Below are 20,169 nucleotides of genomic sequence, written 5' to 3'. Positions count from 1 at the left end.
ATTGTACCTATCGGAACGCAGCTACAAGGAGGTCAGTGCGTGTCCAAAACAATCAATCGTAATCGCCGCTACTTTTTAATAACCATGTTTAAAACTATTGCTGCCACCCAGATCGGTATACTCGCCTGCACCAAACAGTCTGCTACGTCGGCAACGGCTGAGTTACCGATTGAAGGTGAACTGCCTTCTCTTGTCGGCGCGATCGCGTGGCTCAATTCACAGCCATTAACGGTTGACGAACTGCGTGGAAAAGTCGTGCTGATCAACTTCTGGACTTATACCTGCATCAATTGGCTGCGCCAACTCCCTTATGTCCGCGCGTGGGCTGAGAAGTATAAGGATCAGGGACTAGTAGTAATTGGTATACATACACCGGAGTTTGAATTCGAGAAGAATATTGATAATGTCCGCCGAGCCTCAACAGAAATGAAAATTGACTATCCGATCGCCGTAGATAACGATTATGCGGTGTGGCGTGCTTTCGGGAACCATTATTGGCCAGCCCTTTATTTTATAGACACGCAAGGACGCATTCGTCATCACCAATTCGGCGAGGGCGAATACGAGCAATCGGAAAGAGTAATTCAACGGCTACTGTCTGAGTTCGGAAATGGTCGTGTCGGTCAGGAAATGGTCGAAGTCGATGCTCGTGGTTTTGAGGCTGCTGCTGATTGGAACAACCTAAAATCGCCTGAAAACTACCTCGGCTACGAAAGAACGGAGAATTTTGCGTCTCCCAACGGCGCGGTGTTAAACAAGCCTCGCTTATATAGCGTCCCCGCGCAATTGCAACTTAATCAATGGGCGCTTTCGGGCGATTGGACAATCACAAGACAAGCCATTGTACTGAACAAGTCCGGCGGGCGGATCGCGTACCGCTTCCATGCACGCGACCTTCATCTCGTCATGGGGCCAGCCGAGCGAGGAAGACCCGTGCGGTTTCGCGTGCTTCTAGATGGACAGCCGATAGTTGCAGCTCGCGGACTTGATGTCGATGTGCGAGGCGAAGGCACGGCTACCGAACAGCGATTGTACCAACTGGTTCGACAGCCGAAGCCTATCAGCGCTCAACAGTTCGAGATCGAGTTTCTAGATTCAGGGGTGGAGGCTTTTGCGTTCACGTTCGGCTGATAACGCAAACAAATACGCTTTCGCAACAAGCGACAAGAAGGTAAATGATATGACGATGAAATCCATACATGATAGCCCAATCCTCGTGACCGGAGCAGCTGGCGATCTCGGTGCGATCGGTCGCAACCTTACCGCAATGTTGCTCGCTAAAGGGCATAAGGTGCGTGCTTTGGTTCGGCGGGAGGATGAACGCGCTCTTGGCCTGCGCCAGCTGGGGGCCGAGGTTGTGCAGGGCGATCTGACCGATCTTGCCTCGATGCACAGGGCGATCAAAGGGGTTACACGCATCTATTTTGGAATGTCTGTCTCGCCGACTTATCTCGAAGCCACGGTCAACGTCGCCGCAGTGGCGCGCCACCACGGGGTCGAGGTCTTCGTGAATATGTCGCAGATGACGGTGACGCAAATGAGCATTACTGAAACTACCCCAAGTCCGCAGCACAAGCTGCACTGGCTGGCAGAACAGGCATTGGCGTGGTCGGGGCTGCCTGTAGTCACGGTGAGGCCGACGGTCTTCCTCGAAGGCTTTTTCCTGCGTCTGGCTGCTGCTGGCATCCGCGACAGCGATGAACTGGCGCTGCCGCTAGGTAACGGCAAGACCTCGCCGATCTCGTCCGTTGATGTGGCACACGCCGTTTCCGTGATCCTCGACGACCCTGCCTCGCACATTGGTCATGTTTACAATCTGACCGGATTTGAGTCAGCCGATCTGAACCACTACGCGCGCGTCTTTTCCGAGGCACTTGGCAGAACTATCCGCTATCGTAACGTGCCGCTCTCTGGGTGGACTGATAAGCTTCTAGAACTTACGCATTGACAAAAGTGGCTAAATGTGTGGAAACTAACGGACGAAATTGAAAATGCGATCGCGAATCAGTAGCGGCAATAAAATGGCAGATAATACTTAATGTTGGGTAGATTTAGGGTTGGGACTATCAGAGCTATTAGTAAGCCATCCACCGCAAAGTGTAACCTCGATACTTACACTCTGTTTTTGTTGGCAGAATCAAAATACCCAGGCTGCACAAGGTTGGCAGAAATAATGGAAGATTTGTCTCATGATAGTGTGAATAGATTTTTGCTGCGTGAGCGGTATGAACCTAAAGATTTATTTGATGAGGTTAAATTAAATATCAACTTGATAGGCGGGACACTTAGTGGAGACGATACGGTAGTTGATAAACCTCATAGCGAGCCAAAAATCACAGAATTAATTGGTTACTATTATTCAGGAAGACATCATCGTGCCGTCAAAGGAATTCAGTTAATCACCTTGTATTATACGGACTTATCAGGTAAGTCTGTACCGATAAATTATCGCATTTATAACAAGCAAGAAGGGAAAACTAAAAATGAATATTTACGAGAAATGATTGCCGAGGTTTTGACTTGGGGTTTAAGTCCAAAAACCATAACTACTGATACTTGGTATTCAAGCCAAAAAAATCTAAAGTTCTTTAAAGACAAAGGATTGGAGTTTTTAACGGGAATAGCTAAAAATCGCTCATGTGCGGTAGATGGACAAAATTTTACTCAAGTCCAAAATATAGAAATTCCCGAATCTGGTTTAATAGTGTATCTAAAAAATTTCGGGCAAGTAAAGGTATTTCGCAGAAGTTTCAAAAACGAGACTTACAGATATTACATTATGTATGTTTCCGAAAAAGATACATTACACTCAATCTCTAGAGCAGAATTCAAGGAATTACATTCAATACATTGGGGAATTGAGTGTTACCACAGAGCTATTAAACAAGTATGTGGTATCGGTCAATTTATGGTCAGAACAACTGAAGCAATTAAAACTCATTTTTTTAGTGCCATACGAGCCTTTACACAATTAGAATTAATGCGGGCAGAAGAGTTAATTGAAAATTGGTATGAACTCCAAAGAAATTTATCTCTTCAAGTAGCTCGTGACTTTATTTTAGAACACCTATCACAGAAGTTGGGCTTGACTGCATAATCTCAATTTTCTGACAATGCGTAAGTTCTAGCTTCGTGAATTTGGGGTGTCAACCCACCTTCTCAACCACCTCGCGGTGATGGCAGAACTTCACGCACAGGGGCGGTATGACCGCATGACAGATGACCTGTTCAAGCTGACTGGCGAGACACCAATGAGCTTGTACGACTTTGTAAAATTGCACGCTGCTGAATTCACACCCAGTAAAGCCACAGTTTGAAGATAAATGTCCGAAAAAATCAACTATCAACGCCGCCGGTTTTTGGGTACTGCGGCCATGACCATTGCGACTACACAGCTAGGCATATTCGGTTCTGCGATCGCACAATCGAGCAAAATAAAACCAGCAGTTCTGTCCACGACTAAGCCGGGGACAAACAAGTCGTTCGGCTCACTCAAGCAGATCGATGCTGGTGTGCTGAATGTTGGATACGCTGAGGCGGGTTCCGCGAATGGCCATCCAGTAATTCTCCTGCATGGATGGCCCTACGACATTCACAGCTATGTCGATGTCGCTCCTTTGTTAGCGTCGGCAGGGTATCGGGTGATCGTTCCATATCTGCGCGGCTATGGCATGACGCGCTTTCTTTCCAGCAAGACGTTCCGCAATGGGCAGCAATCGGCGATCGCTGTCGATATTATTGCACTGATGGATGCGCTCAAGATCGAGAAGGCGATCCTCGCTGGTTATGATTGGGGGGCGCGAACAGCCAACATTATCGCGGCACTGTGGCCAGAACGCTGCAAGGCACTCGTCTCCGTGAGTGGTTATTTGATCGGCAGCCTTGAAGCCAACAAGACACCGCTACCACCGCAGTCCGAACTCGAATGGTGGTATCAATTTTATTTTGCGACGGAGCGGGGCCGCGCTGGCTACGAAAAATATCGGCATGACTTTAACAAGCTTATCTGGCAGCTTGCTTCGCCGCAATGGCACTTCGATGACGCGACGTTTGAACGTAGTGCCGCATCCTTTAACAATCCAGATCACGTCGGTATCGTCATCCATAACTACCGTTGGCGGCTGGGACTAGCCAAAGGCGAGTCGAAGTATGACGAGATTGAGAAGCGGCTTGCCGCAGCCCCGGCGATCGCCGTACCCACCATCACTCTTGAAGGTGATGCCAACGGCGCGCCACATCCAGATGCCAGTACCTACGCAAGGAAATTCTTAGGCAAATACGCACACCGGGTCATCAACGGCGGTGTCGGTCACAACCTGCCTCAGGAAGCGCCACGGGAGTTTGCCAAGGCTGTCATCGAAGTTGACGGTTACTGATTGGGTTTAGCCTAAATTGTGAAACGGGCAATTTGCAGCAAAGAGAAAACACCATGATCATAAAAAAAGTACATTACAAAACCAAAGCCCGCACTGCAAGAGCCTTCGTCCTGTTGCGACTCCTCGTTGCGCTGTTGGCGGCAACGGTGTTTCTAGCATCGCCCGCTCGTGTGCTTGCCCAGCAATTTGCCCAAATCGGCGCACAAGCCCAGGTGGCAGCCAAGGCAAAAGCGACCGAAGACAACACCATCCGTCCTTTCCGCGTCCACGTCCCGCAAGAGGCGATCGTCGATCTCCGCAGGCGCATTGCGGCGACTCGCTGGCCTGACAAGGAGACTGTCGCCGACCAGTCGCAGGGCGTACAACTGGCGACAATGAAGGAACTTGTTCGTTACTGGGGAACGAAGTACGACTGGCGCAAAGCCGAGGCGAAGCTGAATGCCTTACCGCAGTTTGTAACGAACATCGATGGCTTGGAAATTCACTTTATCCACGTCCGCTCCAAAAATTCTAACGCTTTGCCGTTGCTCGTCACGCACGGATGGCCCGGCTCGGTATTTGAACAGCTAAAGATCATCGGCCCCCTGACCGACCCAACGGCCTACGGGGGGCGTGCAGAGGATGCGTTCGACCTGGTTATCCCGTCAATTCCCGGCTATGGCTTTTCTGGGAAGCCGACGGGCATCGGTTGGAACCCCGACCACATCGCGCGAGCCTGGGCCGATCTGATGAAGCGCCTCGGCTACACCCGCTACGTCGCTCAGGGCGGCGATTGGGGGTCTCCCATCTCTAGCGCGATGGCGCGTCAAGCACCAGCAGGATTACTCGGCATCCACATCAACTTGCCGGCGACGATACCGCCCGACGTGGCCGCAGTGCTTGCCGTCGGCGGGCCTGCGCCGGACGGACTCTCCGAGAAAGAACGCGCGGCGTTCGACTCACTCGACAGGTTCAATAAGAAGGAACGAGCCTACGCCGTGATGATGGGTACGCGACCGCAGACGGTCGGGTATGGTCTGACGGACTCGCCGACCGGACTCGCGGCGTGGATGCTTGGGCATCCAGGCTTCGCGCAGTGGACGTACAGAGGCGGCGATTCTCAAAAGTCCCCGACAAAAGACGAGGTGCTGGACGACATCACGCTGTACTGGCTGACGAACAGCGCGGTTTCGTCAGCGCGGCTGTACTGGGAGAACAACAACAGTATCTTGAACGCGGTCGCGCAGAAGACCGCCGATATCTCGCTCCCGGTAGCCGTCACGGTATTTCCCAGGGAGATATATGCAGCGCCACAGACTTGGACACGGCGTGCCTATCGCCACCTGATTTACTTCCATGAGGCTGACAAGGGCGGACACTTCGCAGCGTGGGAGGAGCCGGAGCTATTCTCTGAGGAGATCCGCGCGGCGTTCAGGTCACTGCGTTAGTTTAAAACCAATCGATTCACACCACAAACAGCAGACAAGGAGAATCGGTTGACTCAATTATGATTGGCGAAAAAGCAGCCGATTTAATTAAAGTCCGTCGTACTCAACAAACTGTAATCACCAGCTATCAACAGAGGTAACAATGGAAACAGCAGATGTAATCGTGATTGGAAGTGGTCAGGGCGGAGTTCCGCTTGCGGCTGACTTTGCATCATCAGGTCGAAATGTCGTTTTATTTGAGCGCGATGCTTTAGGCGGCAGTTGTGTAAACTATGGCTGTACTCCTTCTAAAGCCTTTTTAGCGGCTGCCCATGCCGCAGGTCGCGCTCGACAAGCCGCAAAGCTAGGCATACATACACAGGTTGAAGTCAATTTTTCTACGGTGATGGAGCGTGTGCGTGGTATTCGCAGCCAGTTTAACCAGGGTACTAAGCGGCGATTAGAAAGTGCAGGGGTGAGAGTTGTCTGTGCTGAAGCTGCTTTCACCGGAGAGCGAACTGTAAGCGGAGGAGGGGTGACTGTGCAGGCTGCGATCGTAGTCATCAATACAGGAACATCCTCTAATATTCCTAACATTCCCGGTTTAGCTGGAACTCCTTATCTCACCAACCGAAATTTCTTTGATTTGCAGCAGATTCCGCCCCGATTGCTCGTGGTCGGTGGTGGCTATATTGCCTTAGAGTTAGGACAAGGAATGGCGCGCTTAGGAAGCCAGATCGAATTAATTGTCCGGGGCGATCGCCTGCTGGCTCAAGAAGAATCTGATGTCAGTGCTGTGCTTGCTGATGCCTTTGCACAAGATGGAATTGGGCTGCATTTTAACGTGACGGTTCAGCAGGTTGCTTACAGTAACGGTGTGTTTACCCTAACGCTGAATAATGGTAAAGTCCTTGATGGAGAAGCATTGCTGATTGCAACTGGACGCAAACCGAATACTCAGGTATTAAATTCTGCGGTGACAGGGATTGAATTAGATGCACAGGGTTTTATTAAAATCGACGATCAGTTTCAAACGACTTGCCCTGGAATTTATGCGATCGGAGATGTTGCCAAGCAGCCTGCTTTTACTCATGTTTCTTGGGAAGACTATCGGCGCTTGAAAGCAATTTTGTCTGGCGAACACCGGACACGCAACGATCGCGTGTTAGGCTATGCCGTCTACACAGAGCCGCAAGTGGGTCGAGTGGGGATGACACTAGAACAGGCTCAGAAACAAGGTATTGCTGCCCGCGAAGTCACCCTGCCAATGGCTTACATCGCCCGTAGCATTGAGTGGGGACACGATCTGGGGTTCTATCGTATGGTCATTGACACCGACACAAATCTGATTTTAGGAGCAACGCTGGTTGGGTACGAAACGGCTGAACTTGTCCATGTCTTTTTGTCGCTGATGGAAGCTAAAGCAACGTGGCAGCTACTTGAACAATCGGTTCACATTCATCCAACTTACGGTGAGGCATTGCCCAGTCTCGCAAGACTACTCTTTGAATGATAGTATGCCAATCTGTCTCAATATATAAGAAATATCTGAATCGAAAGCTGAAAACAACACACCAATTCACAACAAAATCGTAAGTAATTAGCCGTACTTGATATTACGGCTTTTAAAGCTATTGAACAGTGCCAGGATGGGTCAGGCAATTGTCTTCGATGCAGTTTTATGGAAGCAATCGCCTATAAAGTTCATTGCCAAGAGCGATCGCTGTGCAGAGAAACAAAGATCATTTTATCAAGAGTAAGGTGTGATAGTTGGCACTGTGCCTGTCAATGCCCAGTTGCCGACTTCCCGAATTTTGTAGTCCACAGGATCGTGGAGCGTTGCTGTACGAAGATTTCGCCAGTAGCGATCAAAGTCATAACTCTGTGCTGTGGCGCTTGCACCCATCACATCAAACATTTGTGTTGTAATTGCTAAACCAATTTTGGTGACAAATGCTTTTGCTGTGTAAACAGCGATTGCCGCTTCTCCTCTTTGTTGGGCTGTTAAATTAATGCCCTTTTCGATGGCGGCTTGCAATACTTGGGCTGCTCGATCAGTAAGTAAGGTTGCCGCTTCTAAGTCCATCCAAAATTCACCGTAATGATGCAGAATGTAAGGGTCTTGAATCGCTTGTTCTACCCCTGATGTAATCCAAGGGCGAGTTCTGGTTGTGGTGTAGTTCCGTGCAGTTGCAAACGCACCTTGAACAATGCCTAGATAAATGTTCACTTGATTGAGTTGTTTGAAGACATTGATTAGGGTGGCGATCGGGCTGTCACTTGGATAAATAGAAGTTAGAATTTCATCTGGTGTCACCAAAACTTGCTCAAACGTGACGCTACCTGAGTCAGTTTGGCGTTGTCCCATGTTGTCCCAATCTCCATTAAAGTGAATGCCAGGGCGATCGCTGGGAATAATTGCAATTACGGGCTGTTTAGAATCAGCACTTAAGGCACTGACAATCATCCTGTCTGAAAGGCTTGCTCCTGTAGCAAATCGCTTGATGCCATCGAACTGCCAGCCATGTTTAGTCGGAGTTGCCACCAATCTTGGATCAAGGGCATTGGCTGCATTTGCCCAAAACCAGTTGTGCTGCACTGTATCTAAATAAAGTTGTTCTACTTGTGTTGGATTGCTGATTGAGAGTGAGCTGATAATCGTGGTGTGATTGCCAAACAGTTGACCGATAGAGCCATCAGCTTTGGCGAACTCGCGGATCAAGCCGAAGATTTTGACCCAGGAAGTTTCTCCTAATCCCCCATAAATCGTAGGAATCACCAGATTGAGTAAACCGCTTTGGCGCAACTGCTCAATCTCATGGATAGGACGGTTGCCACCATTGCGATCGCCTTCGGCGCAGCGAAGCTGATCTCGTTCTGCGGCAGTTTTAGTAAATTCCTGGGCAAGTTGATAACCGATAGCAAGGAAATTAAGCGGTTTTGTTGTTTCTAGTAATTGCTGCATATTTAGTTCTCCTTTTTTATTTTTCTCGCTGCCTCATTTGCTTGGTAGATCATCAGGTGATCCCAAAATTTCGTCGCCAATTTCAGCAGAAATACGTTGAGCTAACTCCATATCTGGTATTTCGTTTTCGTTCTGCGTTCCTACCTCTGCAATTAGTCGTGCAAAGGCACTAGGAGAAGCAACCATCAACCCGCGAGCTGGCTTGTCGCTCAAAACGCCGATCGCGTGGGCTGTACCAGGAGGAATCAGGAAGGTTTCGCCAGCTTTCAACACAACCTTGTTTTCATCTGCCCAGACTGTGAACTCTCCTTCTAAGACATAAAGTTGTTCAGAGTAGCGCGTGTGGCGATGAAGAGGAGTTTGTGAGCCTGGTGGAAAATAACCTTCGATCAGATCGTATTTACCTTCGGTTGCAGTGTGGTCTGCAATGATATCCAGGCGAGAGCCAAACAGCCAGAAAGATTGGGTCATGAGATTGCTCCGATTAATGCGTAAGTTATTTTCAGCATTCAACTGAATTTAGCTTTGGTGTACCAAAGGGTGAGATGAATTTAACTGATACCTCTAATCCATTCGATGTCTAATTCATTCATGGAATCAGCTAATGAAAATCTACTTAGTTTGAGTTGCCGTAGAAGTTGATGCGTCCATAGCCTAAGAACTGCCCCAGGCTGTTCTCCCCATCTGGATAAGCAGTAACACCAAACTGATAAACACCACTTCCGATTGGATTTCTTCGAGCTGCAAGTGCTATCGTCACAGTGTTACCAGGCAAAATAGGTTGATCAAACACGATCGTTGCTTCACCGGCGTTAGAAGGCTGATTACCGCCAACACTAGCTAACTGGATTTCAGTACCAGCAGCACGTCGACTGTTAAAGGCTTTACTGTGAGTGACATCAAATTGGACAGTTTCTACGTTAGTTGCTTGCGTGATTGTTACTGCTTTCAAAGGTTGCCCAGCATCTTTAGGAATGGTTAGCGTGAATTCATAGGTAGAAGGTACATACCCTCCATCTGGGAAGGCAGCAGACCGAAGCAGATGTAGCGGCTGTCTAAAGAAGGTTTGCCCAGCTTGATCAGTTGAAATGCTTTTTTGTGACTGGAACTGTGTTGGAGACGAGATTGCTTGAGACTGGGTTGTTTTTAATCCAAGCTGTTGAAGGATGACTTCATACTTAGTTGAAGCATGAGATGCTGATGGCGGGTTAGCAGTAGCTACGTGCTGCTGTGCAGATACGGCAAGGGTCGCCAAGGTTATGCTCATGGTAAATTTTTGGAATTGCATGGTTAATCTCCTTAAGATGTATTCGAGTTTCATGTTTTGAGTGTTAACGTGATTGCTGCTCATCTTGTTCTCTTTTAGATTGGTGAAGCTTCCTGCCCACCTCGATTAACTTCATTCTTCCGTGAGAGTCCAATTTACACCACTCAAGTTCTGTGAGTTAAAACGCGATTTAATTGTTCTTTAGTTGAGTAACGCCACAGCAAATGAGCTAGAAGCAATTAAACCTGGTATACTCTAACCAAAATGGAATCATTTGCCTGTCAATCTGTGTTGCTCAAACTCCTCGTGAGTCATTGATTAAAGAAACGCCCGATATCTTAAAAAAAGATTCGCTCATTCCTTTGCACCATCGGCTGATCTATGGATTCCAACTCATCAAAAACTAAACGAGGTCGCTCCACTTCTGGGCGAGTGCGAGGAGCCATCCTATCGCCTCAAGGGTGGCAAAAGTTTCAGACGGCAAAACAGCAGGTGGAATCCGACGAAACCTGGGGTAAACGCTTCAGCCAGGAAGATCTCAGCGATCGCACCGGACTGTCCCTCAACACCCTCGCTCGCATTTTCAAGCGCGAACTGGGGGTTGATCGCCAGTCATTAGAGTATCTCTTTCGGGCATTTGGGCTGGAATTGACGCAGGCAGACCTGACATCCCCTGCTTCATCCCAAGAGACGGAGAGCCGATGGACAAATCCCCAACAGGACTGGGATACTGCCGTCGATGCCTCGGTGTTTTATGGGCGTGACGTAGAACTGACACAACTTTGGCAGTGGATTGTATCTGAGCGCTGCCGCATAGTCGGACTATTGGGCATTGGCGGCATTGGCAAAAGTACGATCGCTGTCAAAGCGGCGCTGCAAATGCAAGCAGAATTTGAGATTATTGTCTGGCGCTCCTTGGCTAATGCACCACCACTGAATGAACTCCTGTCGAGCCTGCTGAAGTTTCTCATGCCGCTTTTTGGGGAAGATCCCATTCTTCCTACCACGCTCGATCAACAAATATCTAAACTGATGCAATATCTGCGATCGCGTCGGTGTTTATTAATTTTGGATAATACTGAAACCATTTTGCAGCGTGAGCCTGTGGGACAATGGATATCAGGCTACGAAGGTTACGGACAATTGCTCAGAGCCATTGGCGAAGCTTCCCACCAAAGTTGTTTGTTGCTCACTAGTCGAGAAAAGCCACGGGAAATGGTACTGATGGAAGGCGCACAGGCGCTAGTGCGATCGCTGGTCTTGAGTGGACTAACCCCTGATGACGGACGCGCCATCTTTCGGCAAAAAGGAGCGTTTACAGGTTCAGAAGCCGAATGGGAGACTTTGATCCGTCACTACGGCGGCAATCCTCTGGCATTGAAACTGTTGGCAGCCGCAATTGGGGATTTATTTAACGGCAGCATTACTGAGGTGTTGCCCTATCTGAGTCAAGGATTGGCAGTTTTTGAAGACATCCGCGATTTGCTAGACCGTCAGTTCGCTCGCCTATCCGAAGCCGAACAGAAAACACTGTTCTGGTTTGCAATTCATCGGGAGCCAGTCTCAATCTCAGATATTCGAGAGAATGTGGTTGATCCTGCGGCTCAACAAAGTGTACCTAATTTAATCAACTCACTACTGAGGCGATCGCTCATCGAGAAGGCAAAGCCTACGCTCATTGAAAAAAACGATGGGTTATTCCTCTTGCAACCCGTGGTGATGGAATATGTTACAGAACGCTTTGTACAGCAGGTCTGTATCGAATTTGAGACGCAGCAACTTAACGTTTGGCAAACGCACTCCTTACTGCGAGTACAAGCAAAAGATTACATTCGAGAGATTCAGACGCGCTTGATTGTGCAACCTGTGATGGAACAGTTGCTGTCTTGCTTTGGCAGTGTGGCAGCGATCGAGGCGCAAGCAAGACACCTATTAAGGCAACAGGGAAAGAAACCAGGATACACCGCAGGCAACCTAATTAACCTGCTGGTGCAGCTTCAAGTGGACTTACGCGGCTGGGATTTTTCTGGCTTAGTAGTACAGCAAGCCGACCTGCGACAGGTCGATTTAGCAGGAGTCAATTTTCAGAATGCTGACTTAGCGAAATCAATCTTTTCAGAAACCCACAATCTTGGGAGGTCGATCGATTTGAGTCCAGATGGACAGACCATTGCCGTTGGCGATTCTAATGGCAACATCTATCTCTGGAACATTAGCACAGCCCAACTTCTGGACACCTTTTCAGGACACAAAGGCTGGGTTTGGTCGGTTGCCTTTAGTTCCGATGGCAAAACGTTAGCCAGTGGCAGTAGTGATAGTTCCGTGCGCTTGTGGGATATCGAGAGTGGACGATGCTTGCAGGTGCTTACAGACCATGAAGGTTGTGTTTGGTCAGTGAGTTTTAGTGCCGATAGCCAGCAATTAGCAAGTTGCAGCGATGACACAACGGTGCGTTTATGGAATTTGCAAGGGCAGTGTCTCCGTGTCTTGACAGGACATACCCGGAGTGTTTATTCCGTCCACTTTGCGACCGATCAGCAAACCCTGGTCAGTAGCAGCAATGATGCAACCATTCGGATCTGGGATGTACGCGATGGCAACTGCTTGCGTGTTCTGGAGGGACATACCACCGGAGTTCAGTGTGTACGCTACAGCCCGGATGGACAACTGCTTGCTAGCGGTTGTCGTGATGGATCAATTCGACTGTGGCGCGGTCATCACCCTGGCGATCGCTCATCAAAACTTACTTTCACATTGCTGCAAGGACATACTGGTTGGGTCTGGAAAGTTGTGTTTAGTCCGGACGGTCGTTGGCTGGTTAGCGCCAGTCTCGATAGTACGCTGCGCCTTTGGAGTGTTGAAGACGGGCAACTCATCTGTGTACTTGAGGGTCATACCCACGATGTTTATGGACTTGCCATCAGTGCCGACAGTCAACTGTTGGTCAGTGCTGGAAAAGACCATACGGTGCGGCTGTGGCATTTACAGAGCGGACGAAACCTGAAAACGTTGCGTGGATATACTGGCGGGATTCATTCCCTGAGCCTCAGTTCGGATGACCAGATACTCGCTAGTAGTGGTCAGAATGAAATGATTCAGCTGTGGCGTTTACAACCAGGTGGCGATCTGTCATCGTTTCAGCCCTACAAAGCTTTTCCCAGTCGGTTGCGTCAGATTTCATCATTAAGCAACGTCAGCTTCAGTCCCGATAATCAAACTCTCGCGATCAATCGACACGATGAGTCGATCGCTTTATGGAATATCCAAACCGGACACCTTGATCGCTGGTCAGCACACAACGCAGCCGTGTGGACAGTTCTGTTTAGTCCAGGGGGACAAATTCTGGCAAGCAGTAGTTATGATTGCACCGTGCGACTGTGGGATGTGCAAACGCATCACTGTTTGCACGTGTTGCGCGGACATGAGGGCGGTGTTCCCGCGATTACGTTTGACAAGAGTGGTCAATCGTTGGTAAGTGGCAGTTTCGATCACACCATCCGGTTCTGGGATGTGCAAACTGGAGTATGTTTGAAGGTTTTACAGGGACACACAGACGCAGTTTTCGCACTGGCATTTGATGCCAGTGGTCGCCGACTGGCAAGTGGCAGTCTTGACCAAACCGTTCGATTGTGGGATGTAGAAACTGGAGCCTGTCTGAAAGTTTTGCAGGGGCATACAGGAACTGTCTGGACAGTTGCCTATGCACCAAGCGCAGGCTCCGCCAACAGTCCCGACAGTCGATTCTTGGCAAGTGGCGGTGATGACCAAACGATTCGAGTGTGGGATTTGCAAACAGGGCATTGCCTTCACATTTTGGATGAACATAGCGGTTGGGTTCGGTCAGTTGTCTTTAGCTCTAACGGTCAAATCCTATTCAGTGGGAGTGACGATCGCACAATCAAGCTCTGGGATGTGCAGACAGGACGTTGTATCGAAACGTTGACGGTTGATCGTCTGTATGAAGGCATGAATATTCAAGGAGCAACTGGGTTGACAGTAGCTCAAAGAACGACTCTTAAAGCGTTAGGAGCAATTGACCATTGAGGCGATAGGCAGCCAGATTCAGCGTCTTCGCTTGTGTTCAATGGTGTCTAGCAACTGTTGATAGGCGTTGAGCGATCGCGCCATTTCCTCGTTCACGAGTTGGTCAATCTGCTCATCCGAGAGAATTGTGCTTTTACCTAAAACTTGGACAAAGAGGACATGATATAGTTCACAACCCAAGTGGACAAGATATAGTTCAAACCTATAATTCGAGTTTAAAAAACCTAAAACTTAGCTACAGCAGGTAATTTAGCTCAAAAATTTTAACGCCTGCCCCGTTTTTGGGTAGCGTTGCCATTGCAGTTGCTAACAGCAAAACATATCTGCATGAGTACGGCGATGCTCCGCCCCACCTTCAAGCGATCGCTTGAACACCAAATCTCTAACTGAAGTAATAAAGAATCACCTTTTACCAAGTATTACACGGGTGATGTAGTGAAAAAGAGACAGAAACTCCATGTATTACACGGTAGAAGAGGATTGTATAGCTCTGTTTAATACTTAGTTTTTTGATGTTCTACTGTTGTCCTACAGCATCACGTTTAGGTTTGCGTTGACCAACACGCCCCGAAGACTTTTTAGGCGTTTGCGGTTGCTCCGGTGTTTCATCTGTCTTCTGTGCATCCGTGGGAGATGGGGTAATATTTGTTTCCAGTGGTGTCTCACTAAGGTCAGAATCACCTGGTTTTGTCTTCTTACGAGTTTGTTTTTTCTTAGGTGCTGGTTCTATAGAAGTTTCGCTTGGTGTCGTAGAAGCCGTTTCATCATTGCTCTGGGGTGCAGACTTTTTACGAGTCCGTTTTGCTTTTGACGTTGGTTTGTCAGATTTAGAGGGCGATGCAGTTGCAGTCGCCGCGCCCTTGGATAAATCCACCGCCGCTTTTGGTACAGAGGTCGAACCCATACCCATCTGTAGCAAATGCCACAAATGTTCACGGCGACTTTCCATGTACGAGAGTTTTTGTTCTCCCTCAGTCGTATCCAAAGCCATGCGTTCACATTGGGCTAGTGTGAGGGTATGTTCATGCAGTCGTTCTAAACTCAGGGTATCGTGACCATCATGCAATGCCGCCGCCACAGCCCGGATGAGCCAGTCTTTGAGTACCCCAACACAACCAATGGAACGTTCATAAAAATAAAGCCAATGCTGCATTAGCTCTTTTACATCCACATTCATAGGTACTTGCATCAACAGTGCCAGTAATGCGGCTTGAAAATCCTGGCGGTCAAGTTCATTTTGATATAAATAACGCGGAAAATGAATATCCAGTCCCCGCCGAGATGCTTGACCACTTAAATTGCGGAAATTGAGCAGTTCATAAGTCCCAATCAGAATGTGTAGCACTCCCGTAACATTAGTCATGGACTTAATCCAGTCCAACTGGTCTAAAAGCTTACCAGCACTTGCGCCAGTCCCAATCTTCATTAAGTGCTGTGCTTCATCCAAAATCACCGCCCGTACACCACGTTTGGTCATCGCTTCTTCTAATGCGTGACGCAGTTCAGGCGAATCATTAAACTGGGCTGTTTTAGTCCGCCCACGCCCTTTCTTCTCCCAAGTTTGTTCAGCGTCAATATCTATCAGCATCCGCCGCTCATAGAATGGTTCTCCCAAAAGTTTCAGTGCAGTGCGGTAATAATCTGCTCGATTAAACACCCCACCATCCGGTGGTCGTGTTTCTAAGAGCAATAACGGCATTGGGGGCCCAGAGCCGTTACGATAGCTTAAGGAATTAGATACACCCGGTAACTGTTCGGCTACATTTTCATTTAACCTTTTAGCAATCTGCCGTATCATCGTTGTCTTGCCCACACCGCTTGGCCCATACACTAACACATGAGCAAATCCGGCAGGTTCTCGAATCGCACGCATTAACAACATATCTACCCGTGCTAACTGGGGATGTAAAACTGCATACTCCTTAAACTGGGTAAGTCTAGACTGTATTTCGCCGTTTTGATTGCCGGTTAAAAAGTTGTCCATTAACGGTATTCCCCTAGTATCGGCAGTCGTGTGAGATCCAACAGTTCAACGTTGTTTTGCAGTGGTGGCAATGGTTCGTCATCTTGATTATGTGCTTCTATCTCCGGCTCAAGAGTGCTGACTCTTGGGAACTGGGGTACACCTTGGGTATTGGGTGTGACATTCTCTAGCACTCCAACCGCTTCCAAATCTCGTAACCGTTGCAAGAGCAAGGTTTCATGCTCTTGCACCGCCGCGATGAAGTCGGCAAGGCGTTTAGCAGAGATATTTGTACTCACAGCATTACGCTTATCTTGTTGCCTAATTTCTTGGGCAGCTAATAGCACTTCTTTCTCCGTGCGTCCGGCAAAGGTGCTGTAATACTGGGAGATACATTTGACCCATCTTCCCTCTAAGTACGCATAAGCTACACCCATATCAAAAGGGTCATAGCGCACACTGACTTTGGTTTTTTCGACAACCGGATTGCGGAAAGCATCGTTCCAGTAATAAAGATAATTGACTTTTATTCCCTGTCCCGGCTGGACTTTAGCGTTGCCTTTGGGTGTACTAGGGCGTGTTGCCATGAGGAAGTCTTCGTTGTATGCAATGCGGCGGTGTTCCCTTTCCCCTGTGGCAGCGATAGCGTCGGTATAAACTTGTAATGGTGTCTCACCCAAGGAATCATGTACGCTCGTGTCATAAATGTTATATGCCCACTCACACAGGTAGGTATATAAATCTGCCAATGTCCAAACGGCAAGTTGTTTGGGGTCAACAACTTTGGTCAATTGACGCGGTTGTTTACTGGCTTGGGTGTTGCCCAGTAAGTTAAAGATAAATTCTGTATTGGTTGTGCCGAATAATCGCTCAACTACTGAGCCAAAACGGGGTTTAGCACCAGGACGAGTCTTTTTAATGCAGTGGTAACGTGCTAATAAGGTATCAAAGTAAACGCTATGAAATTCCTTACCACCATCTACAACTACAGATTGAGGAAAACGACCCTCACGCTGAACACACAACCGTAGTGCCATCATGCAAGACCTGTAAGAAGGTGGGTCAAAGGTGAGATAAACTGCTAAGATTCGTCGGGAGTAGGCATCAATCAGTAATGTTAGCCAAGGTCGTCCTAAATTACGACCAGAAACTTGAGAGCGTAATTCAATGTCGAGTTGGGTGTGGTCAAGATGGCAGATAGCAAAGGGTCTGTCTCCATGCCTGGGTGTTGTTTTAGCTAGTTCTAAAACAATCGGTTCGGTTGCGTATGCGGCTTTTGCTCCCTGACGTTTTAAAGTCTGCTCATGGATGGGACGCTTTTTTAGACGAGTATAAAATGTGCGTTGACTCAGTGGGGTAACGTTGGCAGCACAGCAGGCTCTTGTATAGGCGCGATAAACGGAAGCGGCGGGAGCTTGTCTTGGTGTCTCGAAGTGTTCGGTAATAAATTGATCTAATAATTTGCTTGCATCCGTTGGTGCTTTGGGTTGGCGATTTCCTCTACTAGCGGTACGCGGCAGCAACCCAACATAACCGCAACCAAAACTGGCTTCGGCTTCACGGAACTGTTGTACCCAACGTCGCAGGGTGCGCGGTTTGATGTTTTTGTAGATATCTGTCTGACCCTGAAAATATGCTTGTACTAGATGGAATCTGTAGTTTGCTTGTTGTAAGTCAGCAGAAGAAGCGGCATCCATCAATAAGCGTACAGTTTCGTTGGTGCTATCGAGTTTCTCTTGTGACTGGATGCTAATACTACCACTTTCTAGTAATTGGAAAAAAAATGCTGTTGGCAACTGTATTGGTTGCCCTGCACATGGTAATAGCGTGGTTGTAGTTTCACCCAAGTTGACTAAAGTCCACAGTCTTGAGTCCCACAAGAATGTTGTGTTAGGTAAGAGCAACGCTTTTGAGATGAACTCCTTTTTGGGTAAGGACTGTTCTACTGCTATTAGTCCATGTGCATCAGCAGTTTGTTGGTCTGGCCACAATTTTACCCGCCAATGTTCCACTAAACCAACCGCATACAAGTCCACGTAAACTTGTTGGGTAGCAATCATAGTGTATACATCGTTGGCTCTGACTCCGCTCACTGATGCCAGCATTGCTGCAATGGTTGTTCCTGGGTTAGTTTTTACCCATTGCTGTATTTTTTCGGTAACGATGGCGGGGATATTGGCGTTAAATCCGAAGTAATCTTCCAAAAACATCAAGTTTTGAGTGAAGACTGGATGCAATTGAGCATCTGTGCGGACACTATATTTTAGTCCCCATGAAGCGGCTACTGCCTCTCCTGGTGGGCAATACCAATCACCTGTTTCGGTTTTTTGGTAGCGTCCTGGGTATTTTTGGGCTAGTCGCTCTAATTCATGAACTGTTTTCCATTCTTCCCACATTGCTCCTGTGGAGCGCAACACGAAAAAGTCAGGGGTATGATAGTGACCTATGTTCCGTCCGGCTGCATTTTTGTACTGGATTTTGAAGGGTGGGGGTTGGTCGTAGAACTCTAAAACGTCTGGGTCGTGTTCCATTTGGTAAATTGCCCATAGTTCTACTGTGTGGCTCTCAAATTGGATGGTTTGACCCATTTTGCGGCTAGGGTAAACTCCACTGACATTCTTGGCACGTCCTTGTACACGACGTGAGGGTGGGGCAGCGCGAATACTGGCAATCAAATCAATAGTTTGTGCCTTTAGTTGTTGCCGTCTACACCAATACTCAAACTCTTGTGAGTTCATTGACTTGCACCATTGAGAGTGCCAATAATCAGAGTTTTCAGCCTGACAGCAATCCACAAACACTACTCATCAAAGCTTTTTTGAACCATATTTTAGTCATTTTGAACCACTTTTTGGTCGGAAAGTTGATGAAAGAGCTAATTGTTTTGTGGAATTTTAAAGTTTTCCGGCTAAAAAACTTCTGGCTTTATTATGATTCATTTTTTCAACACGCGGCCATGAATTGATACAAAATTTTATTTGCCTGTTGCCTGTAAGCTCTGTAATTTCGTTAACTTTTGGTCAAGTTATGGTTCATAATTTGGCCATTTTTTGGGTAAAACCATAAGAATTTCTGTTGCGCTTGTTATCATCTGTTCATCGCTTTCATCGTCAATCAGCTTTAGAGGCAGCAGAGAAACCTTACGATACATCTCTAAAAGCGATGGCGGCAACATCACTGTTTCAGGAACCCTTAGAGCCTGAATATAATGCCATGCGAATTTAGGTGGAATATCTGTGCAATCCCACACCAATCGCAGTGGCTTTGCCCCTTTAGGAAGCGATCTCCAGCTTTCACTTTGACAGAGCATTTGATAATGTTCATAGAGCAGCCTAGATTGGATCATGCCAAAAGATATCTCTGAGTGAGCCATGAGTGGATTAATCGCCGCATCCAACCGATCAATGGCAAAACTGACAAAGCAAATACCGTTACTCACGGACTTTCCTAGCTGAATCTGCTTCTCTAATCCTCTGAGATAACAGTCAAAAACCTGGTTGTATACGTTTAGAGAAAACACTAACGTAGCATTCACGTTCATGCCTTGGCGAAGCAGTTGTTCAATCACTGGCAGCATTAATCGAGTCGCTGGGATTCTCAGCAATAAATTACTCCACCCTACAGCCCGCCAGATTTTTTGAGCGGCAGCGATCGCAGTTTCAGGTTCAAATAGCGTATCAGGTGGCAGATCGACTTGAACATAACCATCTCGTCCTTGTGTATGAGCATGAACTTGTTTCAACCGATCAGCTGCTAATTGCAGATCTCGCACAAGCAAATATTCATAATCTGCTTGAGCGCTCCGGCTCATCCCTTGCTGTGCCAGCGTAGTGAAGTCGCGATCATAAGCATGTCCCTGGATGGCAAGGTTCAACGCGTTAAAGTTTGATCGTGCGCCCCTTAACCCATCCTCTTCAATGGCTTGTTGCAACTGACCACTGCTCACCCAGCTTCGCTCAAACCCATCAAGCCAAATGGATTGTCCAGAGTGACGGAGTGACTGCAAAAGGTTCATAGTTTATAAACTTTATGCTCAAAGATTCAAACGTTCAATAAAATAGTTTGGCAACTTTCTTCAAATTTCCCCACTCAAGATCCATGAGTTAAGCGTCAACTTAAGTAGGGGTGAAATACAAGGGTTGGCATTA

General features: G+C 47.8%; 16 protein-coding genes. 8 read left to right on the top strand and 8 right to left on the bottom strand.

Going from position 1 to position 20,169, the window contains the following annotated elements; all coding sequences use genetic code 11:
- Nucleotides 1-39 precede the first annotated feature (39 nt).
- The 7 genes from H6G76_RS24505 (at nucleotide 40) to H6G76_RS24475 (ending at nucleotide 7,295) form a co-directional block, all read left to right on the top strand.
- Complete coding sequence (locus tag H6G76_RS24505) at nucleotides 40-1,131, top strand: thioredoxin family protein (protein ID WP_199337515.1); 1,092 nt, start codon at nucleotides 40-42, stop codon at nucleotides 1,129-1,131.
- A 49-nt stretch (nucleotides 1,132-1,180) separates the two neighbouring features.
- On the top strand, nucleotides 1,181-1,948 hold the full coding sequence (locus tag H6G76_RS24500; RefSeq protein WP_242056503.1) for an NmrA family NAD(P)-binding protein: 768 nt from the start codon (nucleotides 1,181-1,183) through the stop codon (nucleotides 1,946-1,948).
- A gap of 117 nt (nucleotides 1,949-2,065) precedes the next feature.
- Complete coding sequence (locus H6G76_RS24495) at nucleotides 2,066-3,097, top strand: transposase (RefSeq protein ID WP_190706893.1); 1,032 nt, start codon at nucleotides 2,066-2,068, stop codon at nucleotides 3,095-3,097.
- A 46-nt stretch (nucleotides 3,098-3,143) separates the two neighbouring features.
- Nucleotides 3,144-3,317 carry a hypothetical protein gene (locus H6G76_RS24490; RefSeq protein ID WP_199337513.1) on the top strand — a complete coding sequence of 58 codons (174 nt, stop codon included), beginning with the start codon at nucleotides 3,144-3,146 and terminating at the stop codon, nucleotides 3,315-3,317.
- A 6-nt stretch (nucleotides 3,318-3,323) separates the two neighbouring features.
- The gene (locus tag H6G76_RS24485; RefSeq protein ID WP_190706850.1) at nucleotides 3,324-4,376 is read left to right on the top strand and encodes an alpha/beta fold hydrolase; all 1,053 of its coding nucleotides are present in this window, start codon (nucleotides 3,324-3,326) and stop codon (nucleotides 4,374-4,376) included.
- Between the two features lie 32 nt (nucleotides 4,377-4,408).
- The gene (locus H6G76_RS24480; protein ID WP_199337512.1) at nucleotides 4,409-5,803 is read left to right on the top strand and encodes an epoxide hydrolase family protein; all 1,395 of its coding nucleotides are present in this window, start codon (nucleotides 4,409-4,411) and stop codon (nucleotides 5,801-5,803) included.
- Between the two features lie 142 nt (nucleotides 5,804-5,945).
- A complete protein-coding gene (locus tag H6G76_RS24475) occupies nucleotides 5,946-7,295 on the top strand; it encodes an NAD(P)/FAD-dependent oxidoreductase (protein WP_190706847.1) in 1,350 nt (449 codons plus the stop codon).
- A 237-nt stretch (nucleotides 7,296-7,532) separates the two neighbouring features.
- Here H6G76_RS24475 and H6G76_RS24470 read toward each other — a convergent pair whose 3' ends face one another.
- From H6G76_RS24470 to H6G76_RS24460, 3 genes are all read right to left on the bottom strand, one after another.
- Nucleotides 7,533-8,747, bottom strand: a complete 1,215-nt coding sequence (locus tag H6G76_RS24470) for an acyl-CoA dehydrogenase family protein (RefSeq protein WP_190706843.1) — start codon at nucleotides 8,745-8,747, stop codon at nucleotides 7,533-7,535.
- Between the two features lie 33 nt (nucleotides 8,748-8,780).
- Nucleotides 8,781-9,218 carry a cupin domain-containing protein gene (locus H6G76_RS24465; RefSeq protein ID WP_190706840.1) on the bottom strand — a complete coding sequence of 146 codons (438 nt, stop codon included), beginning with the start codon at nucleotides 9,216-9,218 and terminating at the stop codon, nucleotides 8,781-8,783.
- A 145-nt stretch (nucleotides 9,219-9,363) separates the two neighbouring features.
- Nucleotides 9,364-10,035, bottom strand: coding sequence for a DUF2808 domain-containing protein (locus H6G76_RS24460; RefSeq protein WP_190706826.1), 672 nt, complete (start codon nucleotides 10,033-10,035; stop codon nucleotides 9,364-9,366).
- Between the two features lie 360 nt (nucleotides 10,036-10,395).
- Between H6G76_RS24460 and H6G76_RS24455 the strand changes: the two genes are divergently transcribed.
- Nucleotides 10,396-14,058, top strand: coding sequence for an NB-ARC domain-containing protein (locus H6G76_RS24455; RefSeq protein ID WP_190706823.1), 3,663 nt, complete (start codon nucleotides 10,396-10,398; stop codon nucleotides 14,056-14,058).
- Nucleotides 14,059-14,076: 18 nt separating this feature from the next.
- Here H6G76_RS24455 and H6G76_RS24450 read toward each other — a convergent pair whose 3' ends face one another.
- From H6G76_RS24450 to H6G76_RS24430, 5 genes are all read right to left on the bottom strand, one after another.
- Entirely contained in the window at nucleotides 14,077-14,238 is a 162-nt protein-coding gene (locus H6G76_RS24450) for a hypothetical protein (RefSeq protein WP_190706820.1), read from the bottom strand.
- 83 nt (nucleotides 14,239-14,321) lie between these two features.
- Entirely contained in the window at nucleotides 14,322-14,474 is a 153-nt protein-coding gene (locus H6G76_RS24445) for a hypothetical protein (protein WP_190706817.1), read from the bottom strand.
- 101 nt (nucleotides 14,475-14,575) lie between these two features.
- Nucleotides 14,576-16,042, bottom strand: a complete 1,467-nt coding sequence (locus tag H6G76_RS24440) for an ATP-binding protein (RefSeq protein WP_190706814.1) — start codon at nucleotides 16,040-16,042, stop codon at nucleotides 14,576-14,578.
- Nucleotides 16,042-18,759, bottom strand: a complete 2,718-nt coding sequence (locus H6G76_RS24435; protein ID WP_190706812.1) for a TnsA endonuclease N-terminal domain-containing protein — start codon at nucleotides 18,757-18,759, stop codon at nucleotides 16,042-16,044. Before H6G76_RS24435 ends, H6G76_RS24440 begins: the two co-directional genes overlap by 1 nt.
- Nucleotides 18,760-19,046: 287 nt before the next feature.
- Nucleotides 19,047-20,036, bottom strand: coding sequence for a transaldolase family protein (locus tag H6G76_RS24430; protein WP_190706809.1), 990 nt, complete (start codon nucleotides 20,034-20,036; stop codon nucleotides 19,047-19,049).
- Between the last annotated feature and the right edge of the window lie 133 nt (nucleotides 20,037-20,169).

It is taken from the genome of Nostoc sp. FACHB-152, assembly GCF_014697475.1.
Lineage (GTDB): Bacteria > Cyanobacteriota > Cyanobacteriia > Cyanobacteriales > Nostocaceae > Nostoc_B.
Note: the sequence above shows the minus strand (reverse complement) of the source record. Positions and strands in the feature narration are given on the sequence as shown.

Excerpts from the sequence above, each read along its gene's own strand:
- H6G76_RS24500 (WP_242056503.1), top strand. The coding sequence starts at position 1,181 with ATGACGATGAAATCCATACATGATAGCCCAATCCTCGTGACCGGAGCA.
- H6G76_RS24485 (WP_190706850.1), top strand. The coding sequence starts at position 3,324 with ATGTCCGAAAAAATCAACTATCAACGCCGCCGGTTTTTGGGTACTGCG.
- H6G76_RS24475 (WP_190706847.1), top strand. The coding sequence starts at position 5,946 with ATGGAAACAGCAGATGTAATCGTGATTGGAAGTGGTCAGGGCGGAGTT.
- H6G76_RS24470 (WP_190706843.1), bottom strand. The coding sequence starts at position 8,747 with ATGCAGCAATTACTAGAAACAACAAAACCGCTTAATTTCCTTGCTATC.
- H6G76_RS24465 (WP_190706840.1), bottom strand. The coding sequence starts at position 9,218 with ATGACCCAATCTTTCTGGCTGTTTGGCTCTCGCCTGGATATCATTGCA.
- H6G76_RS24460 (WP_190706826.1), bottom strand. The coding sequence starts at position 10,035 with ATGCAATTCCAAAAATTTACCATGAGCATAACCTTGGCGACCCTTGCC.
- H6G76_RS24455 (WP_190706823.1), top strand. The coding sequence starts at position 10,396 with ATGGATTCCAACTCATCAAAAACTAAACGAGGTCGCTCCACTTCTGGG.
- H6G76_RS24440 (WP_190706814.1), bottom strand. The coding sequence starts at position 16,042 with ATGGACAACTTTTTAACCGGCAATCAAAACGGCGAAATACAGTCTAGA.
- H6G76_RS24435 (WP_190706812.1), bottom strand. The coding sequence starts at position 18,759 with ATGAACTCACAAGAGTTTGAGTATTGGTGTAGACGGCAACAACTAAAG.
- H6G76_RS24430 (WP_190706809.1), bottom strand. The coding sequence starts at position 20,036 with ATGAACCTTTTGCAGTCACTCCGTCACTCTGGACAATCCATTTGGCTT.